We start from the raw sequence: 18,768 nt of genomic DNA on the forward strand, positions 1-18,768 counted from the left end.
CTACGAGCTGGTGTGCGTGACCGCCTTGGAGGAACGGTTCGCCGCCATGCGCCGGCGCAACCTGGAAAGGCTGGGGTTTCCGATCGAGAGGGTCATCGCCACGGGCCATGGGACAGACCAGGGAAGTCCGAAGGCGGCAGCGCTGCGGTCCCTGCGACCCGTGGCGTTCGTGGATGACTACGGGCCGTACTTTGCGGGGGTGGAGGCGGGGATTCACAAGGCGCTGGTCATGCGGGGGCCCCATGGGAGTCCGAACACCGCGGATGTACTGCGCCTGGTGGACTCGAACCACCCGGACCTGCTGGGATTTGCACAGTGGTGGGTGGGACGCCCATGAAGATTCAGTTCTTGAACGACCGCTTGGCCCCGGACGTGGAGTCACAGCCCTGCGTGGAACTCCACCACTGGCGCATCCTGGTCCGGGGCAATGGGGACATGCACCTGGCCGCGCAGCTGGATTCGGGATCTCTGCGGGTGACATCCAGACTGCAGTGCATGGAGGTATCGCGGGGGATGGTGAGAACGGAATCGGGTCGCAGCTATCGGTTGTGCGCTCCACCCGAGGAAGATGAGTTGCTACGGCCCCTGATAGAGCTCAACGCCTTGCGAAACTTGCTGATGATCTCGGGCGACGTGAGCCAGGCCATCTGGAATGCCATCGATGCGGGTGCCTGGCCGGCAGGGAGCGCGGTGCTTCTGCCTCCTTTGCAGTGAGGCAATGCAGTAAGCCGGGTGATGTCTTGATTGCTGCGGTTGCGATGGGCCCGGACTGGACCGTGCCCGCGCGGGCCGGGTTGGCGGTTTCTGATTCTGAATTGACGTAGTGAACGCACTAGTGCCCGTCGGAGCAGGAACTCAGCGCAGCTTGCTCGTTCAACCAGCTGGCCCGGTCGTACACAAAGCCTGGAAACTCCTGGCCCAAGGTGGTTTTTTGCAGGATGAGTCCACGGGCCAGGCAAGCGACCTGCGCCAGTTCTTTCTCGTTGCGCACTTCCAGCGGCGCCACCAACTCAACGCCCATCGCCCAACGCAGGCGCGTCCATTTCCAGGAAGGTCGGACCTCCAAAGCGATCCCCTCCCGGGTCATTCGGTCTTCGATCTGCTGCAGCTTGGTGTAGTACTGCAACTGTGCCTCAGGAGCTGATCCGATCGTGTAGCCGCTCTGTTTTTTGCGTCTGGCGGATTTGCCGACCATCTTGTAGTTCTTGGTGCCGCTCTCACGGACCCAGTCTTCATGTGGGTCATCTCCGGCTTCTTTCCAAGCCATGGTCGCAATGGCGTCCGCATAAACATGGCGGGGGTGCTGCCACCGGACGATGATGCGCCGCCCATTGAGGATGAAGCCCACATCATCCCAATAGGACAGGCTTTCTGGTCCCACGTTGCTGTAGGCATGGGGGATGAATAGGCCGCCTTCTGACAATCGCCACTGATGCGTGCGGTGGTACTCACGCATGCGCCGGCCCAGATGCTCATAGTGTGTGTTCTTCATGCGGCTCCATCTCCAGGGAAGGACGTGAATGCGTGGCGGCTGGCGTTCGACACAGCCTGCGCGGAGCGCGATCGGCGACCGTTTGTGGCTCCAATTGTGTCTGGACTGCTCCTGGTTTGGGAAATAGACACCTTCTAGTGATAGCCCCGTCCCGGATCAGCGGCCCTTTCGAGCGCCTGCACCAGCGCCTGCGCTGACTCCTGCCAACCCTCCTTCGGCAGCGCCGTGAGCGCGGCCCGCCACTCTTCTGTGAAATCCCCTCGAATTCCTGAGCCAGTCAAAAGTAGAAGTTGGGAAATAGTTTGACACGGTACTCGACAGGTGGGATGCGGCCGAGGGCTTCATGGGGTCGATGGTGGTTGTAGCGGCGCAGTCAGTCGGCTGTCATGTCTCGTACTTCCTGCAGGCTGTCGAAGACGTAGCAGTCGAGCACCTCGGTGCGGTAGGTCTTGTTGAATCGTTCGACATCGGCGTTTCGAGTGGGCTTGCCTGGTTGGATGTGCTGCAGGGCGATGCTCTTGCTCTGAGCCCACTGGGCCAGCGCGTGGGCGATGAACTCCGGGCCGTTGTCCAGGCGAATCGACAGCGGCGCCGCAAGATTGCAGCACATGGGGCTGATTCGACGGCCGGGCTTCTATCCCACCCGAAGGCTCTCTGCCGGGAAGGGTCGCAGGAACTCCATGCTGCAGCTCGCGGGAGCCTGCAGCCAGTCATCGAACTGCTCTGGCTCCAGGATCACCACCATGCGCTTCTCGTCCGTGGGCTTGTGGAACAGGTTCATCAGCGGATGGTGGTCGGCATTGATGGTCAGCATGGTGAAGCTATGTACGACTTCACCCCGAGGAGATTTCCACTGATCCCACAGCCCGGCGATCCCCATGGGCTGGCCATCGGCGCGGCTGATGCGGGTGGGGGCGGCCTTGCCGCTGCGCCAATCCGGTTCGTAGATGGCCATGGCGGGGATGATGCAGTGGCGTGCATGGCGCCAGGCATCTCGGAAGCTCGGCTTGGTGGCGACTGTTTCGGACCGTGCGTTGTAGGTGCTGCGGCCGAGTTTGAGATCATCAGCCCAGTGCGGCACGAGACCGTACTGCCCGAGTAGGGCTTCTCTGGGCGGTACAGCGTCATCACCGACCTCGGCATGCGGATGCCTGCGGATGAAGCTGCCCTGGTAGCACGGCCACATGTCCTCCTTGCCCTCCACTGCGGGCGGATCGGCCCTGAAGACCTTACGGTAGGCTTCTTCCTGCTTGATGCCTTGGTAGTGGCTGCACATGCCTTGCTTCCTATCGTCCTGTGGTGCGTAGTTGTCCCCAGTCGCTGGGGCCAAGGTTGTGGATAGTTGCCGGGATAACCCGCGCATGCCGCGCCAGTGTTGGTCCGCAGCGCTGCGCTTAAATGATGGGCACTCCCCGTGGTCGGGATAGGCCCATGCGCATGGCTTAGGAATACACTGTATCTAAAAACAGTATTTGGTGCACTTCTGCCTTGTCCCTCCGGGCTCTATGACCATGCTTCCCGTCCTTGATGATTCCCGTTCCGTGCCTCGACTTCCCGCCTGTGATGCATGGAGGCAGGCGCATGTTGGCCGTGCCGCAGCGCCAGGGCGTTCGGCACCCAGCACCCCGACATCCCTGACCTGAGCGTCGCCATGCACATTCCCGCACGCCGCCGTCCTGAGTTCGACGAGGCCCGGATCTACGAATACCCGGCCCACCTGCGCGAGGCCATCGCGGATATGCCTTCGGCACCCGGGGTCTACATCTTCCATGGCGAAGAAGGAGACCTGCCGCTGTACATTGGCAAGAGTGTGAATCTGCGCAGCCGCCTGCTGGCCCACCTGCGCACGGCGGATGAGGCCCGCATGCTGCGCCAGACCCGGCGCATCATCCATGTCCGCACTGCTGGCGAAATCGGCGCCTTGCTGCTCGAAGCCCACCTCATCAAGCAGATGCACCCGCTGTTCAACCAGAAGCTGCGCCGCAGCCGCCAGCTGTGTGCGCTGCGCATGGACGGCGACAGGCCCGAAGTGGTGTATTCCAAGGACATCCAGTTCGCCACCGAGCCCGGCCTCTACGGCCTGTTCAGCAGCCACCGCGCGGCGCAGGATGGACTGCGCAACCTCGCGGACCTGCACAAGCTCTGCTACGGCGCGCTCGGTTTAGAAAAACTCCCGCCCGGCAAGGCGTGCTTCCGGGCCATGCTGCGCCAGTGCGCGGGGGTATGCCGGGGCGATGAATCGCCGGGCGCACACCGCCAGCGGCTCTTCACCGCGCTGCAAGACCTGCAGATCGCCACCTGGCCCTATCCGGGTGCCATTGGCCTGGTCGAGCGCTTCGTGCCCGAGCGAAGCGAATCCGCGCAGCCGCCGCACCCCCACGACTTCCAGATCCATGTGCTGCGCCACTGGTGCTACCTGGGCAGCGTGACCGACCGCCAGGAGGCGGCGGCCCTGGACAGGGTGAGCGCGGGGTTCGACGCCGATGGCTACAAGATCCTGTGCAAGCCCTTGCTCAGCGGGCGCGCCGAGATCATCCTGCTTTGAGTGCCTACCTGAAGTCCCGGCTCTCCGTTGCCAGCCGGCCCAGCAGCGGTGACAGATCGACCAGCCGGTAAGCGATCAGGTTGCACACTTCACCCTCGCGCTGCCAGCGCCCCTTGACCCCCAGCAGCCGTGCGCCCAGCAGCACCTGCCGCTGTGCTTGCCGGACATGCTTCCACACGATCACCTGCGTGCTGCCGTGCTCGTCTTCCAGCGAGACGAACACCGTGCCCTTGGCCGTTTCGGGTTGCTGCCGCAGTGTGACGATGCCGGCCGTGCGCACGGTCCTGCCATCGGGCATGCGGCGCAGATCCTCGGAAGTTTGGAGCTTGTAGGTGTCGAGCTTGCGCCGCAGCAAGGCCATGGGGTGGCTGCGCAGCGTCAGCCCCACCGAAGCGAAGTCCCAGACCACTTCCTCGCCCTCGGGCGCGGCGGGCAGTTCCAGAAACTCCTCGTCCACCGGCGCATCCTGCAACAGTGCGGGTGGCGCATGCAGGGCCGCTGCTTCCCATACCTGCTGGCGGCGGTGGCCCGACAGCGTCGCCAGGGCACCGGCCGCCGCCAGCAGCTTCATCTCGTGCTGTTCCAGCCGGGCGCGACGCGCCAGCTCCTCGGTGCTGTCGAAGGGCGCCATGGCGCGCTCGGCCGCGATGCGCTCGGCACTGATGGCCTGCAGGCCATGGACCATGTGCAGCCCCAGCCGCACGGCAGGGGTGGCGGGCAGGTCTTCCAGCGTGGATTCCAGCGCGCTGTGCATCACATCCACGGGCCGCACCTCCACGCCATGGCGGCGCGCGTCCTGCACCAACTGGCTCGGCGTGTAAAAACCCATGGGCTGGCTGTTGAGCAGCGCCACGAGGAAGGCCGCCGGTTCGTGCCGCTTGATCCAGGCCGAGGCGTAGACCAGCAGCGCGAAACTGGCCGCGTGGCTCTCCGGGAAACCGTATTCCGAGAACCCCTTGACCTGCTCGAAGATGGCCTCGGCGAACTCCAGCGCATAACCCCGGGAGGTCATGCCATCGACAAGCCGGTGGTAATACTTCTCCAGCCCGCCCTTGCGCTTCCAGGCCGCCATGGCGCGGCGCAGACCGTCGGCCTCGCCGGGCGTGAAGCCTGCCGCGAGCATGGCGATTTGCATCACCTGTTCCTGGAACACCGGCACGCCCAGCGTGCGGCCCAGCGCGGCGCGCAGGGCCTCGCTGGGGTAGGTGACCGGCTCCTTGCCTTGGCGCCGGTTCAGGTAGGGATGCACCATGCCGCCCTGGATCGGTCCGGGCCGCACGATGGCCACCTCGATCACCAGGTCGTAGAAACACCGGGGGCGCAGGCGCGGCAGCATGCCCATCTGGGCCCGGCTCTCGATCTGGAACACGCCGATGGTGTCGGCCTGGCAGACCATGTCGTAGGTAGCACTGTCTTCGGCGGGAATGTCCTGCATCCCAAAGACATGACCGCGCCGCAGGCCGATGAGGTCCAGTGCGCGCCGGATCGCCGACAGCATGCCCAGGGCCAGCACATCGACCTTGAGCAGGCCGGCGGCGTCGAGGTCGTCCTTGTCCCATTCGATCACCGTGCGATCGGGCATGGAGGCGTTCTCCACCGGCACCATCCGGCACAGCAAACCCCGGGTGAGCACGAAGCCGCCCGTGTGCTGAGACAGGTGGCGCGGAAACCCCATCAGCTGCTGCGTGAGCGTGATGAGCTGGCGCACGGCCAGGTCGTCCGCTGGGATACCCAGCTCCTCAAAGCGTTCCTGGCGCACGCCCGCGCCGTCAAACCACTTCTGGCCCTTGGCGATGGCATCCACCGTGGCCAGATCGAACCCCAGGGCCTTGCCCACATCACGGATCGCCGACTTGGGGCGGTAGCTGATGACCGTGGCCGTGAGGGCGGCGCGATCGCGCCCATACTTCTGGTACAGGTACTGGATCACCTCTTCGCGGCGCTGGTGCTCGAAGTCGATGTCGATGTCTGGAGGCTCGTTGCGCTCCTTCGAGATGAAGCGCTCAAACAGCACCGACATGCGCGCCGGGTCCACCTCGGTCACGCCCAGGCAGTAGCAGACCACGCTGTTGGCGGCCGAGCCGCGCCCCTGGCACAGGATGTGGCGAGAACGCGCGAAGGCCACGATGTCGTACACCGTGAGGAAGTAGTGCTCGTAGCGCAGCTCGCAGATCAGGGCCAGCTCGTGCTCGATCAGCTCCTGCACCGGGGCAGCAATGCCTTGCGGCCAGCGGCGCCCCGCGCCCTCGTAGGTCATCTGCCGCAGATAGCTGGCGGCCGTGTACCCTGGCGGAACCACCTCGTCCGGATACTGGTACTTCAGCTCGTCCAGGCTGAAACTGCAGCGCGCCATCACGCGCAGCGTCTCGGCCAACAGCTCGGCAGGAAACGTCTGCGCCAAGCGCAGGCGCGTGCGTAGATGCTGCTCGGCGCTGCGCTGCAGCGCATGGCCGCATTCCGTGAGTGGCTTGCCGATGCGCGTGGCCGTGAGCACGTCCTGCAGCGGCTTGCGCGAGCGCACATGCATGTGCACATCGCCCACCGCCACCAGGGGCAGCGCCGTCAGCTCCGACAGGGCGCGCAGGCGGTGCAGCCAGAGTTCATCGTCCAGGCGCCGCAGCTGCTCCACCCCGATCCAGCACCGACCCGTGAAATGCCCCAGCGCCCAGCGCCCCATGGCTTCGAGCTGGGCATCGGTGGCCTGGCGGTCCGGGCACAGCAGGGCCAGGCAGTCCGCCAACTCGGCGCCCGTGATGTGGTCCAGGGTCAGGTGGTAGCTGCCTTTCTCGGAAGCGCGCCGTAGCTTGGTGATGAAGGCACACAGGTTGCCGTAGCCATGCAGGTTCTGCGCCAGGAGGACCAGCGTGAACGGAGCCTCCCCCTCGTCACGGGGCTGGATGCCAAACTGTGAGCCCAGCAGGAGGGGCAGCCCCACCGCCTGGGCTGCCACATGGGCACGCACCACACCGGCCATGCTGCATTCGTCGGTGATCGCCAGTGCCCGGTAGCCCAGTTCCTTGGCGCGTTCGACCAGCTCTTCGGGCCGGCTGGCTCCGCGCAGGAAGGTGAAGTTCGAGATACAGCGCAGCTCGGCATAGTCCGGCAGCGATCGTGGGGGGCGGTTCATCGCCGGTACCTCACGCAAAGCTGCCATGCAGGAACCACGCCGTCTGGTCCCGCGCCAGGCGTTGCTGGAACACCCACAGCACCCCCGCATGCGGGCTCAGGGCCAGCCAGTAGTCCCGCTGCACATTGAGCGGCTGGGCCTCTGCACCGCTGCCGCTGCGGTGCCACCAGCCGCCTTCGACCCGGTCCGGACCGAGCAGCAGTTGCAGCGGTCCCTGGTAGTGCGGCCGGTGGTTGCGTTCGATCAGGCGCAGTGGCTTCTCCAGCACCCAGGTGGGCAGAGGCAGTGCATGCCGGGGCTCCTGGCCCTGGCTCCGGACCCGTCGGGCCGGATCGCTGTTCCAGCCCTGCATCCATTCCAGCCGGTGGTCGGCGTACAGCACCGGGCGTTGCACGCTGGCCTGGCCCAGCCGCGCCTGGATACGCTCCAGCGCCAGATCGCTGTCTGCGCCCTGGCGCAGGGTCTCGGGAATGAGCGATCGGCACTCTTCGACGAAGGGGGTGACCTCGCTGGCCAGCAATTCGATGTCCCCGGCGGGCGCCAGCAGCGTGATCTTGGCCAGGTGCTCGGCCAGCAGGCGCGAGAAGTGCTCCACGTTCTGCATGGGCTGGGCGGTGCGCACCGTGATCTCGCCGCCGGTGCCCGCATCCTTGGCGCGCATCACGTCGTGGCACCAGCGCAGTGTGAAAGCGGTGGCCCCCAGTCGGCGCGCTGCCAACCAGCCGGCCATCTGCACCAGCAGGCGCCGGGCGCCGAAGAGCAGGGCAGGCGCTGTCTCCACGCGCGACATCAGCTCCAGCCGCGCATGGAACGTCTCGGGCAGAGTAATCCATGCGTAGGCCTCGGGCCGCAGCCCGTAGGCCAGGTCCAGTCCCACCAGCAACGCCTTGCCGAAACGGCGTGACAGACCGCCGCGTGGCAGCGCACGCACATCGCCCAGGGTGTGGCAGCCCACGCGCGCCAGCGTGGCGTGGTGCTGGCCCACCGCCATGATGGCGTGCAACGGCAGCGGGTCCAGGATGCCGGTCAACGGGCCACGAAACCCATCCCGCTCCGCAGGCCCCGCGCCCTGGCGTGCGAGGGCCAAGGCCGCCGTGGCTGTGGGTGCCCAGGCCACCCGGGCGCCCAGTTCCTCGGCCCCGGCCTGCACCTTCAGGCGCAACTGCTCCATGCCACCGAACAGCCGTGCGCAGCTCGACACCTCGGCCACCACGGCCTCCTCCAGCAGAGCCACCCGGGGTGTGAACTGCAAGGCCCAGGTGCCGAGGGATGCCGCATCAATGGGAGAGGGGCTCGGCGGCAGGGAAAGGGGAAGCAACGCGGCCCAATGCCCGAGCATCGGAGGACTCCTTGCGCGATGGCGCTGCCGTGGGAGCCGGCAGTGTCCGCAATCTGGGTGGCAGCACGCCTTCCAGGTTCAAAGGCATGGCGGCCAGGTGCAGGGGTTCGTCGAACGACGCGCCTCTGCGCTTGGGGATACGAACTTCCAACTGCCACCCATCGGCCAGTGCGACACACACCCGCAAGGGAGCCGGTGAGGCGTCGTGCAGCGCGGTCACAGGCCGGAACAAGAAGACCGGCGCATCGCAGGACTGCGCATGGATCTGCAAGCGGCGGATCTGCTCGGGCCGGGCTTGGGGGAGCCAGGACAGCACGGCGCCCGTGGGGTCGGACTTCACGATCTGCTCGGTGACCCAGAGACCGTCCATGGGGGTGGTGGTCCGCACCCAGATCAACTGGTCTGCCGATACCCCCAGTTGCGCCAGCCCCGGTGCATGCGGCTGCTTGGGAGGGGCGATCAGGTAGATCCGTCCCCCGGACTGCACCAGCGCCGGGAGCGCAGGCCCCAGCAGGCGCCATTCACACAGCGCCGCCTGCGGCAGGAGCAGCTCTGTCAGGCTGTGCGTGGGCCAGCCACCACCGGGCAACTGCGCATCAAGTGCCCCGAAACCGGTCGGTACAGTGCGTGCCGCAGCACCCCCGACTTCACAGCCACGCCAGACAGCATCGGCCACATGGCGCGGGAGCACGCCAGGGTCGAAGGGGCGGGAAGCTGCGGGAACGGACATGGGCGACTGCCTGGTGGGGCACGGTAATGGGCTGCATAAATACTGTATGAAACAACAGTATATACATGCCACTCAAGAACGTGAAATGCCAAAAGAGCCGTGCCAAAACTTATAGCAGCGTTGGCTTGGATGGTGCGGGGCAGGGCACTGGTGAAGCGAATGGGCCTACGCCATGCTTGGTCTTGCGAGGATGTTGCCGGGCTTAACCGCAGCACGTCATTGGGCGTCGATTTGTTCGTACGTGAATATCTGCTTTGCAGCGGTCTCTGCCCTTCACGATGTCCGCGTTGGCTGTTAGCGCCGGAGTAATACTGACCCACTGCGCCGAAGTAAAGGTGACCCACCTGGGCGAGGATGGCGGCTTTTTGCGAGCCGTCGATGTTGACCCAGGAGGAAGCAGTGGAGATACGAGTGATGGCCCGTCGGGGCGAAGGGGTGAGAGCGATTGCGAAGCAGTTGGGCTGCTCGCGCAACACGGTGCGGCGTTACCTGCGTGAGCAGCAGGCAAGCCGATACGGGCCGCGCGCGGCGCGCCCATGCAAGCTGGACGACTACAAGGATTACCTGCTCGCCCGGATCGAGCAGGCCAGGCCGCGCTGGATTCCGGCGACAGTGCTGCTGCGCGAGATTGAGGAACGCGGCTACGCGGGAGGCATCAGCCAACTCAAGGCCTGGATCGCGCCGTTCAAGAAGATCGTGAGCGAGCCGGTGGTGCGTTTCGAAACCCCGCCGGGCAAGCAGATGCAGGCGGACTTCACCGCCGTGCGGCGCGGTCGCAACCCGCTACTGGCGCTGGTGGCCACCATGGGCTACAGCCGCGCCAGCTTCGTGAAGTTCACTCGCGGTGAGGATGCCGCCACGCTGTGCGCGGGCCTGCGCGAGGCGTTCGACTATTTCGGCGGCGTCCCCGAGCACGTTCTATTCGACAACGCCAAGTCGGTGGTCATCGCTCGGGATGCTTACGGCGAAGGCTTGCACCGCTGGAACGACGAGCTCAAAGAGCTGGCCGAAGCCTGCGGCTTCACCCCGCGGCTGTGCCGGCCCTACCGGGCCAAGACCAAGGGCAAGGTCGAGCGCTTCAACGCCTACCTCAAGGGCAGCTTCGTCGTGCCGCTGGCCGCCACGCTGGAGGCCAGCGGCCTGAAGCTGGATGCCGAAGTCGCCAATGTGCATGTGCGCCGGTGGCTCGATGACGTGGCCAACGCTCGCGTGCATGCCACGACCAAGGCCGTTCCGGCGGTGCGCATGGCCCGGGAGCGCGCAGTGATGCTGGCCGCTCCGGCGCTCAAAGCGCCGCCGGCAATTGCCCAGCGCGTGGCCTTGCCGGTGGAGAGCCTGCAGCACCCGCTGTCGGTGTACGACGAGTTGCTGGAGGTGGCATGAGCTTGCAACACCAACGCATTGCCGAGCTGTGCGAGCAGCTCAAGCTGGCTGGCCTGGGCGCACAGTGGCCGGCGCTGGCGCAGGACGCCGCCCGCGAGGAAGCCAGCTTCGCCGACTTCCTGGAGAAGCTTCTGGTCAGCGAAGCGGTACTACGCGACGAGCGTCGCACCAGCACCTTGATGAAACTGGCCACGATGCCGGCCGTCAAGACCCTGGAGCAGTTCGACTGGAGCTGCGCCGGGGGTGCTCCGAAGCCGCAAATCCAGGAGCTGGCCCACCTGGCGTTCGTGCAGCGCGCCGAGAACGTCGTGCTGCTGGGCCCCAGCGGCGTGGGCAAGACCCACATCGCGCTGGCACTGGGCCAGCGAGCAGTGATCGCCGGGCACAAGGTCCGGTTCATCAGCGCGGCCGACCTGATGCTGCAGCTGGCGGCGGCCAAGGCCCAGGGGCGGCTGAAGGAATATTTCAACCGGGCGGTGCTGGGTCCCAAGCTGCTGATCGTCGACGAGATCGGCTACCTGCCCTTCGGGCGTGAGGAGGCCAATCTGTTCTTCAACGTGGTGGCCAAGCGCTACGAGCGCGCCAGCATGGTGCTGACCAGCAACCTGCCGTTCACCCAGTGGGCCGGCGCCTTCGCCGACGACCAGACGCTGACCGCAGCGATGCTCGATCGGCTGCTGCACCACGCGCACATCGTGCAGATCAGCGGCGAGAGCTACCGGCTCAAGGACAAACGCAAGGCTGGACAGGCAGCAAGGAGGACCGTGCCGGTGCAGTGATCGGCGAGCCGCGCTGCTCGGCCTCTACGGGCTACGCCCTACGCGTCCGAGCAGCGCAATCGAAGGAGCCCAGGTGGGTCAGATTTACTTCGGCGATCAAGCAGGAAAGTGGGTCAGATTTAAATCGGCGTTGACAGTTGGCGACTTCCTTGCCCGAATTTTTGAACAACGTGCCACGAAACAGAGGTAGTACGGCGGAGGGTTTTCAGCGGGGGTGTGGCTCGGTCACCCAAGCCGATCCTTTGAAGAGTGCCGACGCTCGCAGGAGCGGGTGCGTGCCCTGTACTTTTCGTACCTGCACTCAGTCTTTGGTCCTTGACCACTGCACTTCCGCACTGAGCACGAGCATCAAAGAAAAATCAAGTGGTTCGCTACCATCACAACATTCCAGAACCACAGGAGTGAGGGATGAGCATTGAGACCTACTTGATCGAGTGGGCTGCACGGGAAGTCGTCAAAGTCTTTGAGAGGTCGAAGGCCGCGGGGATTGCCTTTGTCATTGCAGTGATAGGCATGTCTATTGGTCTGGGTGTCTTTGCCTTCAAGTTCGGCAAGGGTCTGGCCGAGCGTGAGAAGGTGGCGAGGCTCGCTTCTGCCCCAATCCAGAGCGAGCGCGACCTAGCCGAAGCTTTACGAGCTATCTCCGACTACTCCGAGCGCAAAGCCCAAGAAGCCCGGGACACGGCAGCAGAGGCCCAACGCGCCCAAGTAGTCCTCGAAGAATCGAGGAAGCAAGCTGAACACTTCAACTCCATCGCAGCAACCAACAAGAGTGCGGTTGAGGCGATCTTCCGGGAGCAGGACGCACGGGCCGAGCAAAGCTTCTGGAAGGTGCAGTGGTTCAGCTTCCTCGTGGGTATCCTCAGCACCTTCGCAACGATGGGAATGCTTTGGGTGGGCAGGAAAGCACGAGCCCTTTGGAAGGCAGGGCACCCAACCGACCCGGGGATTCACGGCTGACCCCTCCGAGCGATGCGAGCCATGCGATGTCGAGACTCTAGCGCGCCGTCCGTATTGGCAGTTTTCAGTGGTGCCGATGCATCAGATAGCAGTTGCTTAAGGCGGCAAGCGAGGGGCCGCAGTCGCTGCATTCCCGACAGTCAACCCAGCAATGCACCGATAGCGAAGCATTCGATCGAACAACATTCATTGACTGTCGCGCGCGTCAATCAACCGCTGTGATGCTGGACGCACTGTAGAGCAAGCCGGACCAAGAGGGCCCATATTCAAAGAGCGCACAGTGGAACGTCAGTGGCGCTGAGGAAGTCAGAGCAGCCTGGCTCCATAGAAGGACGAGAATGGAATGAATGCCAACAACATTCCGTTTTACAGCGCCCGCTCGCCTCTGGTGGGCCCTCCATTTGCTGGCGATCTTCGCCGTTGCGGGTTGCGCCTCCCCTCCACCTGTCGAAACCCAAGCACCGGCTGTACCGACGGTCGCCACTAAGCCGCCCCTCGCCGTATCCGACGAGGTGGAACACAACCAGAAATTTGCCCGCTGGGTAGCCGAATTCAGCACCAGTGCACGCGCAGCGGGCATCGACGAGGCAACGCTCCAAATCGCATTCGGTGATGTCCGCTTCCTTCCTCGTGTCATCGAGCTGGACCGGGCGCAGCCCGAGTTCACCCGCACGGTCTGGGACTACCTCGATAGCGCGCTGTCGACGCAGAGAATCGCCCGTGGTCAGGACAAACTGCTGCTACTGCGACCCGAAGTTGACGCCATTGCAGCGCACTACGGCGTCCCGACAGAAGTGCTCGTCGCGATCTGGGGCATGGAGAGCAATTACGGCAGTTTCGTCGGCGACATTCCGACCATCGACGCCCTGGCGACGCTTGGCTTCGAGGGCCGGCGCGAGCAGTGGGCACGTGACCAATTGCTCGCAGCATTGAAAATTCTGCAGAGTGGTGACATCGGCCGCGCGCAGATGCTTGGCTCGTGGGCTGGGGCGATGGGTCAGACGCAATTTTTGCCATCGAACTTTCTGGCGTATGCGGTGGATGCTGACGGTGATGGCCGCCGCGACATTTGGGGCAGCGTGGCCGATGTGATGGCTTCGACCGCGAACTTCTTGGCGCGCTCGGGCTGGCAAGCCGATCAGCCGTGGGGGCTGGAGGTGCGCTTGCCGCCGGGATTCGATTTCGCGCGCGCCGATGCCGGCGTGCGACAGCCGGCGTCGCTCTGGGCCAAGGAGGGGGTGCAGTCTATGGATGGCGCACCGCTGCCGGCGTTGGAGGATGCGTCAATCCTGCTTCCGGCCGGTGCACGCGGACCAGCTTTCTTGGTCGGACCCAACTTCCGCGCGATCCTGCGCTACAACAATTCGACCAGCTATGCGCTCGCAGTTGGCTTGTTGGCGCAACAGTTGGCTGGCGGCCCCGCAGTGCAGACAGCTTGGCCACGCGATTTGCAGGCACTGACAAGCAGCCAAGTGATGGCCTTGCAGACGGCGCTGAACGCTCGTGGCTTCGACAGCGGCACGCCCGATGGCACTATCGGCCCGGCCACGCGGCGCGGTGTTCGCCAATACCAGCGTAGCTTGAGTCTTCCGGCGGACGGCTACCCGACCCTGGATCTGCTGCATCGCTTGCAGTAAATCAATTGAAAGGCAAGGCGAATTGAGGCAGATCAATGCCAAATTCTTGTCGAGTAAAGGTGGCCATGGTGTGTCAGTTTGTCTGACACGAAGGCGCCGCGAAGCGTTGGTTATGAGGCCTGGGGCGCTATAAATTGAGTTCGGCGCCGCACACAAAATACCAATAGTGGGATTGCCCCTCCTGGAGGTGGATGACACCTGCCCTTAGACATCAATTTTGAAGTCCACCTGAAACGCCTGGTTCTGCATCCCACCGTTGTCCTTGTGCTTGTACCCCCTCGGGTTGGAAACCACCCGTGTACCGTTCACCTCATAGTCCACGCTCTCATGGATATGCCCGTGAATCCACAACTCGGCCTGTCCCATCAGACCCCCCAGGTCACTCGCATAGCACGGCGACAGCGGGTGCCCCGCAAACTCGGGAGGAATCGATTGGGGGTGCGGAGCATGGTGCGTGACAACGACGGTACGCTGGGGCTCGCCTTGGCTCAATTGCGCTTCCAGCCATTGCCGACTGGCCGCGTGCCTGCGCGCCGCCATTGCAGGAAACAGCCGGTGCTTGCGCTGCCAGTACAACTCGCGCGGCGAATCAATCTTGATCCGCTTGTAGTCGTTCATCCCCTGGCGCGCTGCGCTCATAGCGACAAGCGTTGAATCGACTCCCTGCAGTGCGAAGTCCGTCCAGAGGGAACAACCCAAGAACCGCACGCCGCCGATCGTGACGCTGTCGTTCTCCAGATAGTGGATCTCGTGCTCTGTAGCCAGCGTGCGCATGAGGTCGAGGTGCCTGTCCCAGTGCTGGCCATAGAACTCGTGATTTCCATCGACGTAGACGATGGCGGCGTCCGGGAACGTCTCCCGCGCCCAGCGCAGTCCGGTGGTCCCCTCGGTAATGTCGCCGGCCAGGACCACTACGTCGATGTTCTGCATGTACGCCCGCGTCAGTTGCGGTTCGAACGCATGGAGATCGAGGTGCAGGTCGGAGTACACAAGCATCTTCATGGCGGCATACCCCCTCGCATGTCGCTCTGGGCCCACTGCCCATTGGGCGTCTGCTCCATCAGCAGCCTGGGATTGAAGTTTAGGTTCTCATAGTTGTCCTTGAACATGTCAAATGGGTAGCCCCTGGGGTTGCAGACCACCCGGCATTTGCCGACGCGGTAGGCGTGCGACGAATGCGTATGACCATGGATCCACATGCCCGCGCGCTCGATCAAGTCGTGCTGCAGCTGGGAGCCAAAGGCTGCTGTGCAAAGGTCATTCTGGTACTGCGCTGCCGTGGACTTCTTGTGTGGATAGTGATGCGTCACCACGACGCGATTCGTGCCTTCTCCGGGCATAGACAGTTCGCGCTCAAGCCACGTCCGACTCTCCACATGGCGATCGATCGTCGCGAGCGGCGTACAGCCCTTGATCTCCCGGTAGTCCGCCATGTAGCGATCCGCCTCGGCCATGGCCGCCTCAATGTTGTGCACGCCGAAGTACGCGAAGTCCGTCCACAGCGTGGCACCCAGAAACTGCACACCGGCAATCGTGACTGAGTCCTTCTCCAAAAAGTGCACCTGGTGGCGCAGTGCCGACTCGCGCATTGCATCCAGCGTGCGGTCCCAGTGGCCGTCATAGAGTTCATGGTTGCCAGAGACCATGACCACCGGCTTGTTTGGAAACGTGCGGCGGGCCCATGCGGCCGCATAGGTTGCCTTGTTGATATCACCAGCGAGGACCACGACATCGGCTGCGGCCGTTGCCACCGGATCAGGCACAAAGGGCGAGAACTCCACATGGAGGTCGGAGAGAACGAGAACTTTCATGCAATGCTCCTGTGCAAGGCTACGGCTGTTTTGGGGCTGGCTTGTGGCGAACAATTGCTCGCGGCTTAAAGCGGACTCTTTGAATCCGTGTCGAGAGGAGCCGCCCTTTGTGCAGACGACCCGGACGCTTGCTGCAGACGATCCCGGATGAGCCGTCTGCATCCTGCCTTAGCGAGAAATACACCCGCATCCCAATAGGCCAACCGATCTCGCGCGGCAATGGAACGCGGCGGTGACGATCGATGTGGACCGTTCGAACTAGCTCGGATCGAGTCTTCAGCCTGCGTGGATTCAAAGGCATAGCAGTCCTTGTGTGACGTCCCAGCCCGCGTTGACGAAGTGGGTCTTTTCCGTGGGAGGCAGCACCTGGCGGTGCAGATGCCCGTGGTAGTTAAGCAGCTGGGCAGCATCGTGCGTTGTGGTGGCCGGGTAGTGGCTCACAAAGACGTCCTGGCCGCCATTGCCACGCCAGGCCAAGAAAGGCACGATCGCATCGAACAACGGGCGTCGGCCTTCCGAACCCTGCTCGGATAAATAGAGGCACTTGCCATCACGCCGAAGATCGTGGTTGCCAAGCACCAAGACCTTGCGGCCTGGGATGCGGCGGATCCACGTCATCGCTTCCTGGTGGTCCCCCATGGCCAGGTCTCCCACAATCAGCAGCCAGTCGTCGTCCTGGATCTTTGCGGTCTGGGCAACCAGGTGCTCATTCATCTGCACGACGTTCGCGAAGGGACGGTTGCAAAAGGGGATGATGTTCGCGTGGCCAATGTGCAGGTCGGCGGTCATCCAGACGCGCTCGCCAGCGGCGATTGCCTCCTGGAGCAGGGAACTGACAGAGGTAATCGCCTCCGGCAATGCCAGCTTGAGCATGGCTGCATGCACATCTGGGCGGTCGCGCTCGGTCAATAGCGTGCGCTCGAAGAGGTCAAGGGCGGCAGGGAATTTCATCGCAGTGCTCCTCAATGCAGGTAACCGCCAGACGGCGGGTCTGAGCCGTTCGGGTCAGGCACACCCTTGCTCGCATCTCCCTTTTGCCCCTCTTGTCCCTCTTGCAAGATGTCCGCAGGTAAGTGATGACGCTGAACGATGCGACTGCCGCCGGCTAGGGCGCGGGCATAGCCCGTCTCCAACGCCTGGATCAACTCACGCGCCGAGAGATGGGCAAGGGACACGATGACCCGGGAAGCCGGTGGGTCAAACAGCGTGCTGCCCATGCACTCATGTACCGCACGAGCGACTGCCTTCGCTGCTTCGAGAGCGGCGTGCCCTGTAGGTGCTTCGATCGTGAACTCGTGCATGCGGCTGCGGATTGGTGCGGGGATCTTCCAAGGGTCGTTGGCCGTCGCAACCCAGACGATATGACTTGCGTCCATCACAATGTCCAAGCTGATATCCATGATCGTCTTGGCCGACACGGGCTCCAACAAGCTGTGCAGCGGGCCCAGGGCATTGCCATTGCTATCCGATCGTGCTTTGTCGATTTCGTCGAGCAGGATGATGGGAGAGGCCGACCGGCCCAGTACCAGCTCATCGAATAACAAGCCGAACGAGGTGTTGGCCCAGCGCTTTTCTGAGCCCGTCAAAGCGGCTTCCGTGATGGCCGAATCGAACGCATGACGGCGCACAGGCAGGCCCAGCACCCTTGCCAGCTCCTGGCTGAAATGCGTTTTGCCAATCCCTGGACCGCCAAGCAGCAGGATGGGTGGGATGTGCATGGGCTGCTGGCGAGCGAACGAGAGCTGCAGTCGTTCGCGCACCAAGGCCAGCACCGCCGAAAAGTGGGGCAACTGCTGCTCAATATGGGCCAGGTTACTGAGGACAGCTTCATGATCGTGCAGCCTGTAGCCCACGGGTCGCATGTGATGCGGGTGGGATTTTCGGATGCGCAGGAACAGATCTTTGTTGCGTTTGAGCAAATCGCGGTCGGGCGTCGCGCCGACCCTGCCCACAAGCTTCATGACCTCGTCCCACTCGAACACTTTGGCGAACAGCTGGCTGCCCGCTGCGCTCTTTGACGCCAGTGCTTGGGCAAACGAGCGGCGTGCCAGTTTCGTGCCGGCCTTTGCGTCTTTCTTGAGAAATTCAAGCTCAGCCTCGAGGTCGAGGTCACCGATTCTTGACCGAAACGGTTCAGAGCCAGCCGTGGCTGCTTTCGCCTTGATTTGGGCTTGGCGCGCTTCCTCCTCCTGCTCTTCCTGGCGCCGGCGGGCCGTTAGAGCGGCAATTTTTTCCTGGCGAATCGCTTGCTCATGGGCGTCTAGTTGCTCTTGGGCGTCGCGCGTCTGCGCCGCTTCATCGTCTTGCGTGAAAGAGATGGGTAGCAGCAGATCAAGGCTGTGGACATCGCCACGGGCAAAGTACGTGAACGTGCGCTGGCTGAAGCCCGGTGGGTTGGGACTTTTAGATCTCTGGTCTTGACGAGGCATGGCGGGCTCCTGATGCGGAGCCCGGTGGGGTATGCCTTGGGTCAGGTGTCAGGCTCCGCGTGTTGATCAAACAGCGGGCTGACAGGGGGATGAGAGACTATGTCTTCAGCCGCACGCAAGGCACCGCTCGATGGTCGTAATGACTATCGAGTTAGTGGAAATTCGGGAGCTGCGGTGAGACATGTGAATCATCATCCATGACAAAAAACGGCTTGTCAACGGTGTCGATATAAGCGCGAGGAATGAAATTTAAGCCATTTGTTTGCAAGATCCTCGCGATGCAAATCATCACAATTCACGCACTTTTGAACTTGGAATATCGTCATCAGGATGGGGGCCGAGTCGGGAAAACGAGCAACCGCTCAATCAGAATACTTTTGTGAAAATATGACCAGTGCAAAAGTCTAAAAATATCCCGCAGTGGAGCAGGCCTTATGGCAGCTCTAGTGTGATGTCTCAGAAATAATTTGAATTATCTCGATGCGTGTTGATCCAAGGAGTCTTCCATGAAGGAGACTACGCAGATGGCCCACGCT

At 63.4% G+C, this 18,768-nt stretch carries 17 protein-coding genes; 7 read left to right on the forward strand and 10 right to left on the reverse strand.

Annotated features, from left to right (window positions below; translation table 11 throughout):
• Window positions 1-25: 25 nt before the first annotated feature.
• Window positions 26-337, forward strand: coding sequence for a hypothetical protein (locus D3F03_RS17535; protein WP_342769331.1), 312 nt, complete (start codon window positions 26-28; stop codon window positions 335-337).
• Entirely contained in the window at window positions 334-714 is a 381-nt protein-coding gene (locus tag D3F03_RS15760; protein ID WP_119110388.1) for a hypothetical protein, read from the forward strand. Before D3F03_RS17535 ends, D3F03_RS15760 begins: the two co-directional genes overlap by 4 nt.
• Before the next feature lie 118 nt (window positions 715-832).
• Here the strand turns inward: D3F03_RS15760 and D3F03_RS15765 are convergent, their stop codons facing one another.
• From D3F03_RS15765 to D3F03_RS15775, 3 genes are all read right to left on the reverse strand, one after another.
• Window positions 833-1,492: a hypothetical protein gene (locus D3F03_RS15765; RefSeq protein ID WP_245960658.1), complete on the reverse strand. Its 660-nt coding sequence runs from the start codon at window positions 1,490-1,492 to the stop codon at window positions 833-835.
• A gap of 373 nt (window positions 1,493-1,865) precedes the next feature.
• Window positions 1,866-2,102, reverse strand: coding sequence for an integrase core domain-containing protein (locus tag D3F03_RS15770; protein ID WP_119110389.1), 237 nt, complete (start codon window positions 2,100-2,102; stop codon window positions 1,866-1,868).
• A 24-nt stretch (window positions 2,103-2,126) separates the two neighbouring features.
• Window positions 2,127-2,768, reverse strand: a complete 642-nt coding sequence (locus D3F03_RS15775) for an SOS response-associated peptidase (RefSeq protein ID WP_119110413.1) — start codon at window positions 2,766-2,768, stop codon at window positions 2,127-2,129.
• 375 nt (window positions 2,769-3,143) lie between these two features.
• On the opposite strand from D3F03_RS15775, the gene cho reads away from it, so the two are divergent.
• Window positions 3,144-4,037, forward strand: coding sequence for an excinuclease Cho (gene cho / locus D3F03_RS15780; protein WP_119110414.1), 894 nt, complete (start codon window positions 3,144-3,146; stop codon window positions 4,035-4,037).
• Between the two features lie 4 nt (window positions 4,038-4,041).
• Here cho and D3F03_RS15785 read toward each other — a convergent pair whose 3' ends face one another.
• From D3F03_RS15785 to imuA, 3 genes are read right to left on the reverse strand one after another with little or no spacing between them, the layout of a single operon-like run.
• Window positions 4,042-7,164, reverse strand: a complete 3,123-nt coding sequence (locus D3F03_RS15785) for an error-prone DNA polymerase (protein ID WP_119110390.1) — start codon at window positions 7,162-7,164, stop codon at window positions 4,042-4,044.
• Between the two features lie 10 nt (window positions 7,165-7,174).
• Window positions 7,175-8,416 (reverse strand): Y-family DNA polymerase, encoded by a 1,242-nt coding sequence (locus tag D3F03_RS15790; RefSeq protein WP_425453151.1) that lies wholly within the window; start codon window positions 8,414-8,416, stop codon window positions 7,175-7,177.
• Between the two features lie 25 nt (window positions 8,417-8,441).
• Window positions 8,442-9,233, reverse strand: coding sequence for a translesion DNA synthesis-associated protein ImuA (gene imuA / locus D3F03_RS15795; protein WP_119110392.1), 792 nt, complete (start codon window positions 9,231-9,233; stop codon window positions 8,442-8,444).
• A gap of 378 nt (window positions 9,234-9,611) precedes the next feature.
• Here imuA and istA point away from each other — a divergent pair, with 378 nt between their 5' ends.
• The 4 genes from istA to D3F03_RS15815 all read left to right on the forward strand — a co-directional run bounded on the left by istA (window position 9,612) and on the right by D3F03_RS15815 (window position 13,992).
• The gene (gene istA / locus D3F03_RS15800) at window positions 9,612-10,616 is read left to right on the forward strand and encodes an IS21 family transposase (protein ID WP_119110393.1); all 1,005 of its coding nucleotides are present in this window, start codon (window positions 9,612-9,614) and stop codon (window positions 10,614-10,616) included.
• Entirely contained in the window at window positions 10,613-11,395 is a 783-nt protein-coding gene (gene istB / locus D3F03_RS15805) for an IS21-like element helper ATPase IstB (protein WP_119110394.1), read from the forward strand. Before istA ends, istB begins: the two co-directional genes overlap by 4 nt.
• Window positions 11,396-11,803: 408 nt before the next feature.
• Window positions 11,804-12,355, forward strand: coding sequence for a hypothetical protein (locus D3F03_RS15810; protein WP_119110395.1), 552 nt, complete (start codon window positions 11,804-11,806; stop codon window positions 12,353-12,355).
• Window positions 12,356-12,702: 347 nt separating this feature from the next.
• Window positions 12,703-13,992 (forward strand): lytic murein transglycosylase, encoded by a 1,290-nt coding sequence (locus tag D3F03_RS15815; protein ID WP_119110396.1) that lies wholly within the window; start codon window positions 12,703-12,705, stop codon window positions 13,990-13,992.
• A gap of 204 nt (window positions 13,993-14,196) precedes the next feature.
• On the opposite strand, the gene D3F03_RS15820 is transcribed toward D3F03_RS15815, so the two are convergent.
• From D3F03_RS15820 to D3F03_RS15835, 4 genes are all read right to left on the reverse strand, one after another.
• Window positions 14,197-14,994 (reverse strand): metallophosphoesterase, encoded by a 798-nt coding sequence (locus D3F03_RS15820; protein ID WP_119110397.1) that lies wholly within the window; start codon window positions 14,992-14,994, stop codon window positions 14,197-14,199.
• On the reverse strand, window positions 14,991-15,803 hold the full coding sequence (locus tag D3F03_RS15825; protein ID WP_158606175.1) for a metallophosphoesterase family protein: 813 nt from the start codon (window positions 15,801-15,803) through the stop codon (window positions 14,991-14,993). Before D3F03_RS15825 ends, D3F03_RS15820 begins: the two co-directional genes overlap by 4 nt.
• Window positions 15,804-16,094: 291 nt before the next feature.
• On the reverse strand, window positions 16,095-16,754 hold the full coding sequence (locus D3F03_RS15830; protein WP_119110399.1) for a metallophosphoesterase: 660 nt from the start codon (window positions 16,752-16,754) through the stop codon (window positions 16,095-16,097).
• Window positions 16,755-16,765: 11 nt separating this feature from the next.
• Window positions 16,766-18,232, reverse strand: coding sequence for an AAA family ATPase (locus D3F03_RS15835; protein ID WP_119110400.1), 1,467 nt, complete (start codon window positions 18,230-18,232; stop codon window positions 16,766-16,768).
• Between the last annotated feature and the right edge of the window lie 536 nt (window positions 18,233-18,768).

The organism is Simplicispira hankyongi, assembly GCF_003570885.1.
Classification (GTDB): domain Bacteria; phylum Pseudomonadota; class Gammaproteobacteria; order Burkholderiales; family Burkholderiaceae_C; genus Simplicispira; species Simplicispira hankyongi.

Coding starts and splice junctions, on each gene's coding strand:
- D3F03_RS15760 (WP_119110388.1), top strand. CDS start 334: ATGAAGATTCAGTTCTTGAACGACCGCTTGGCCCCGGACGTGGAGTCA.
- D3F03_RS15765 (WP_245960658.1), bottom strand. CDS start 1,492: ATGAAGAACACACACTATGAGCATCTGGGCCGGCGCATGCGTGAGTAC.
- D3F03_RS15770 (WP_119110389.1), bottom strand. CDS start 2,102: ATGTGCTGCAATCTTGCGGCGCCGCTGTCGATTCGCCTGGACAACGGC.
- D3F03_RS15775 (WP_119110413.1), bottom strand. CDS start 2,768: ATGTGCAGCCACTACCAAGGCATCAAGCAGGAAGAAGCCTACCGTAAG.
- cho (WP_119110414.1), top strand. CDS start 3,144: ATGCACATTCCCGCACGCCGCCGTCCTGAGTTCGACGAGGCCCGGATC.
- D3F03_RS15785 (WP_119110390.1), bottom strand. CDS start 7,164: ATGAACCGCCCCCCACGATCGCTGCCGGACTATGCCGAGCTGCGCTGT.
- imuA (WP_119110392.1), bottom strand. CDS start 9,233: ATGTCCGTTCCCGCAGCTTCCCGCCCCTTCGACCCTGGCGTGCTCCCG.
- istA (WP_119110393.1), top strand. CDS start 9,612: ATGTTGACCCAGGAGGAAGCAGTGGAGATACGAGTGATGGCCCGTCGG.
- istB (WP_119110394.1), top strand. CDS start 10,613: ATGAGCTTGCAACACCAACGCATTGCCGAGCTGTGCGAGCAGCTCAAG.
- D3F03_RS15810 (WP_119110395.1), top strand. CDS start 11,804: ATGAGCATTGAGACCTACTTGATCGAGTGGGCTGCACGGGAAGTCGTC.
- D3F03_RS15815 (WP_119110396.1), top strand. CDS start 12,703: ATGCCAACAACATTCCGTTTTACAGCGCCCGCTCGCCTCTGGTGGGCC.
- D3F03_RS15820 (WP_119110397.1), bottom strand. CDS start 14,994: ATGAAGATGCTTGTGTACTCCGACCTGCACCTCGATCTCCATGCGTTC.
- D3F03_RS15825 (WP_158606175.1), bottom strand. CDS start 15,803: ATGAAAGTTCTCGTTCTCTCCGACCTCCATGTGGAGTTCTCGCCCTTT.
- D3F03_RS15830 (WP_119110399.1), bottom strand. CDS start 16,754: ATGAAATTCCCTGCCGCCCTTGACCTCTTCGAGCGCACGCTATTGACC.
- D3F03_RS15835 (WP_119110400.1), bottom strand. CDS start 18,232: ATGCCTCGTCAAGACCAGAGATCTAAAAGTCCCAACCCACCGGGCTTC.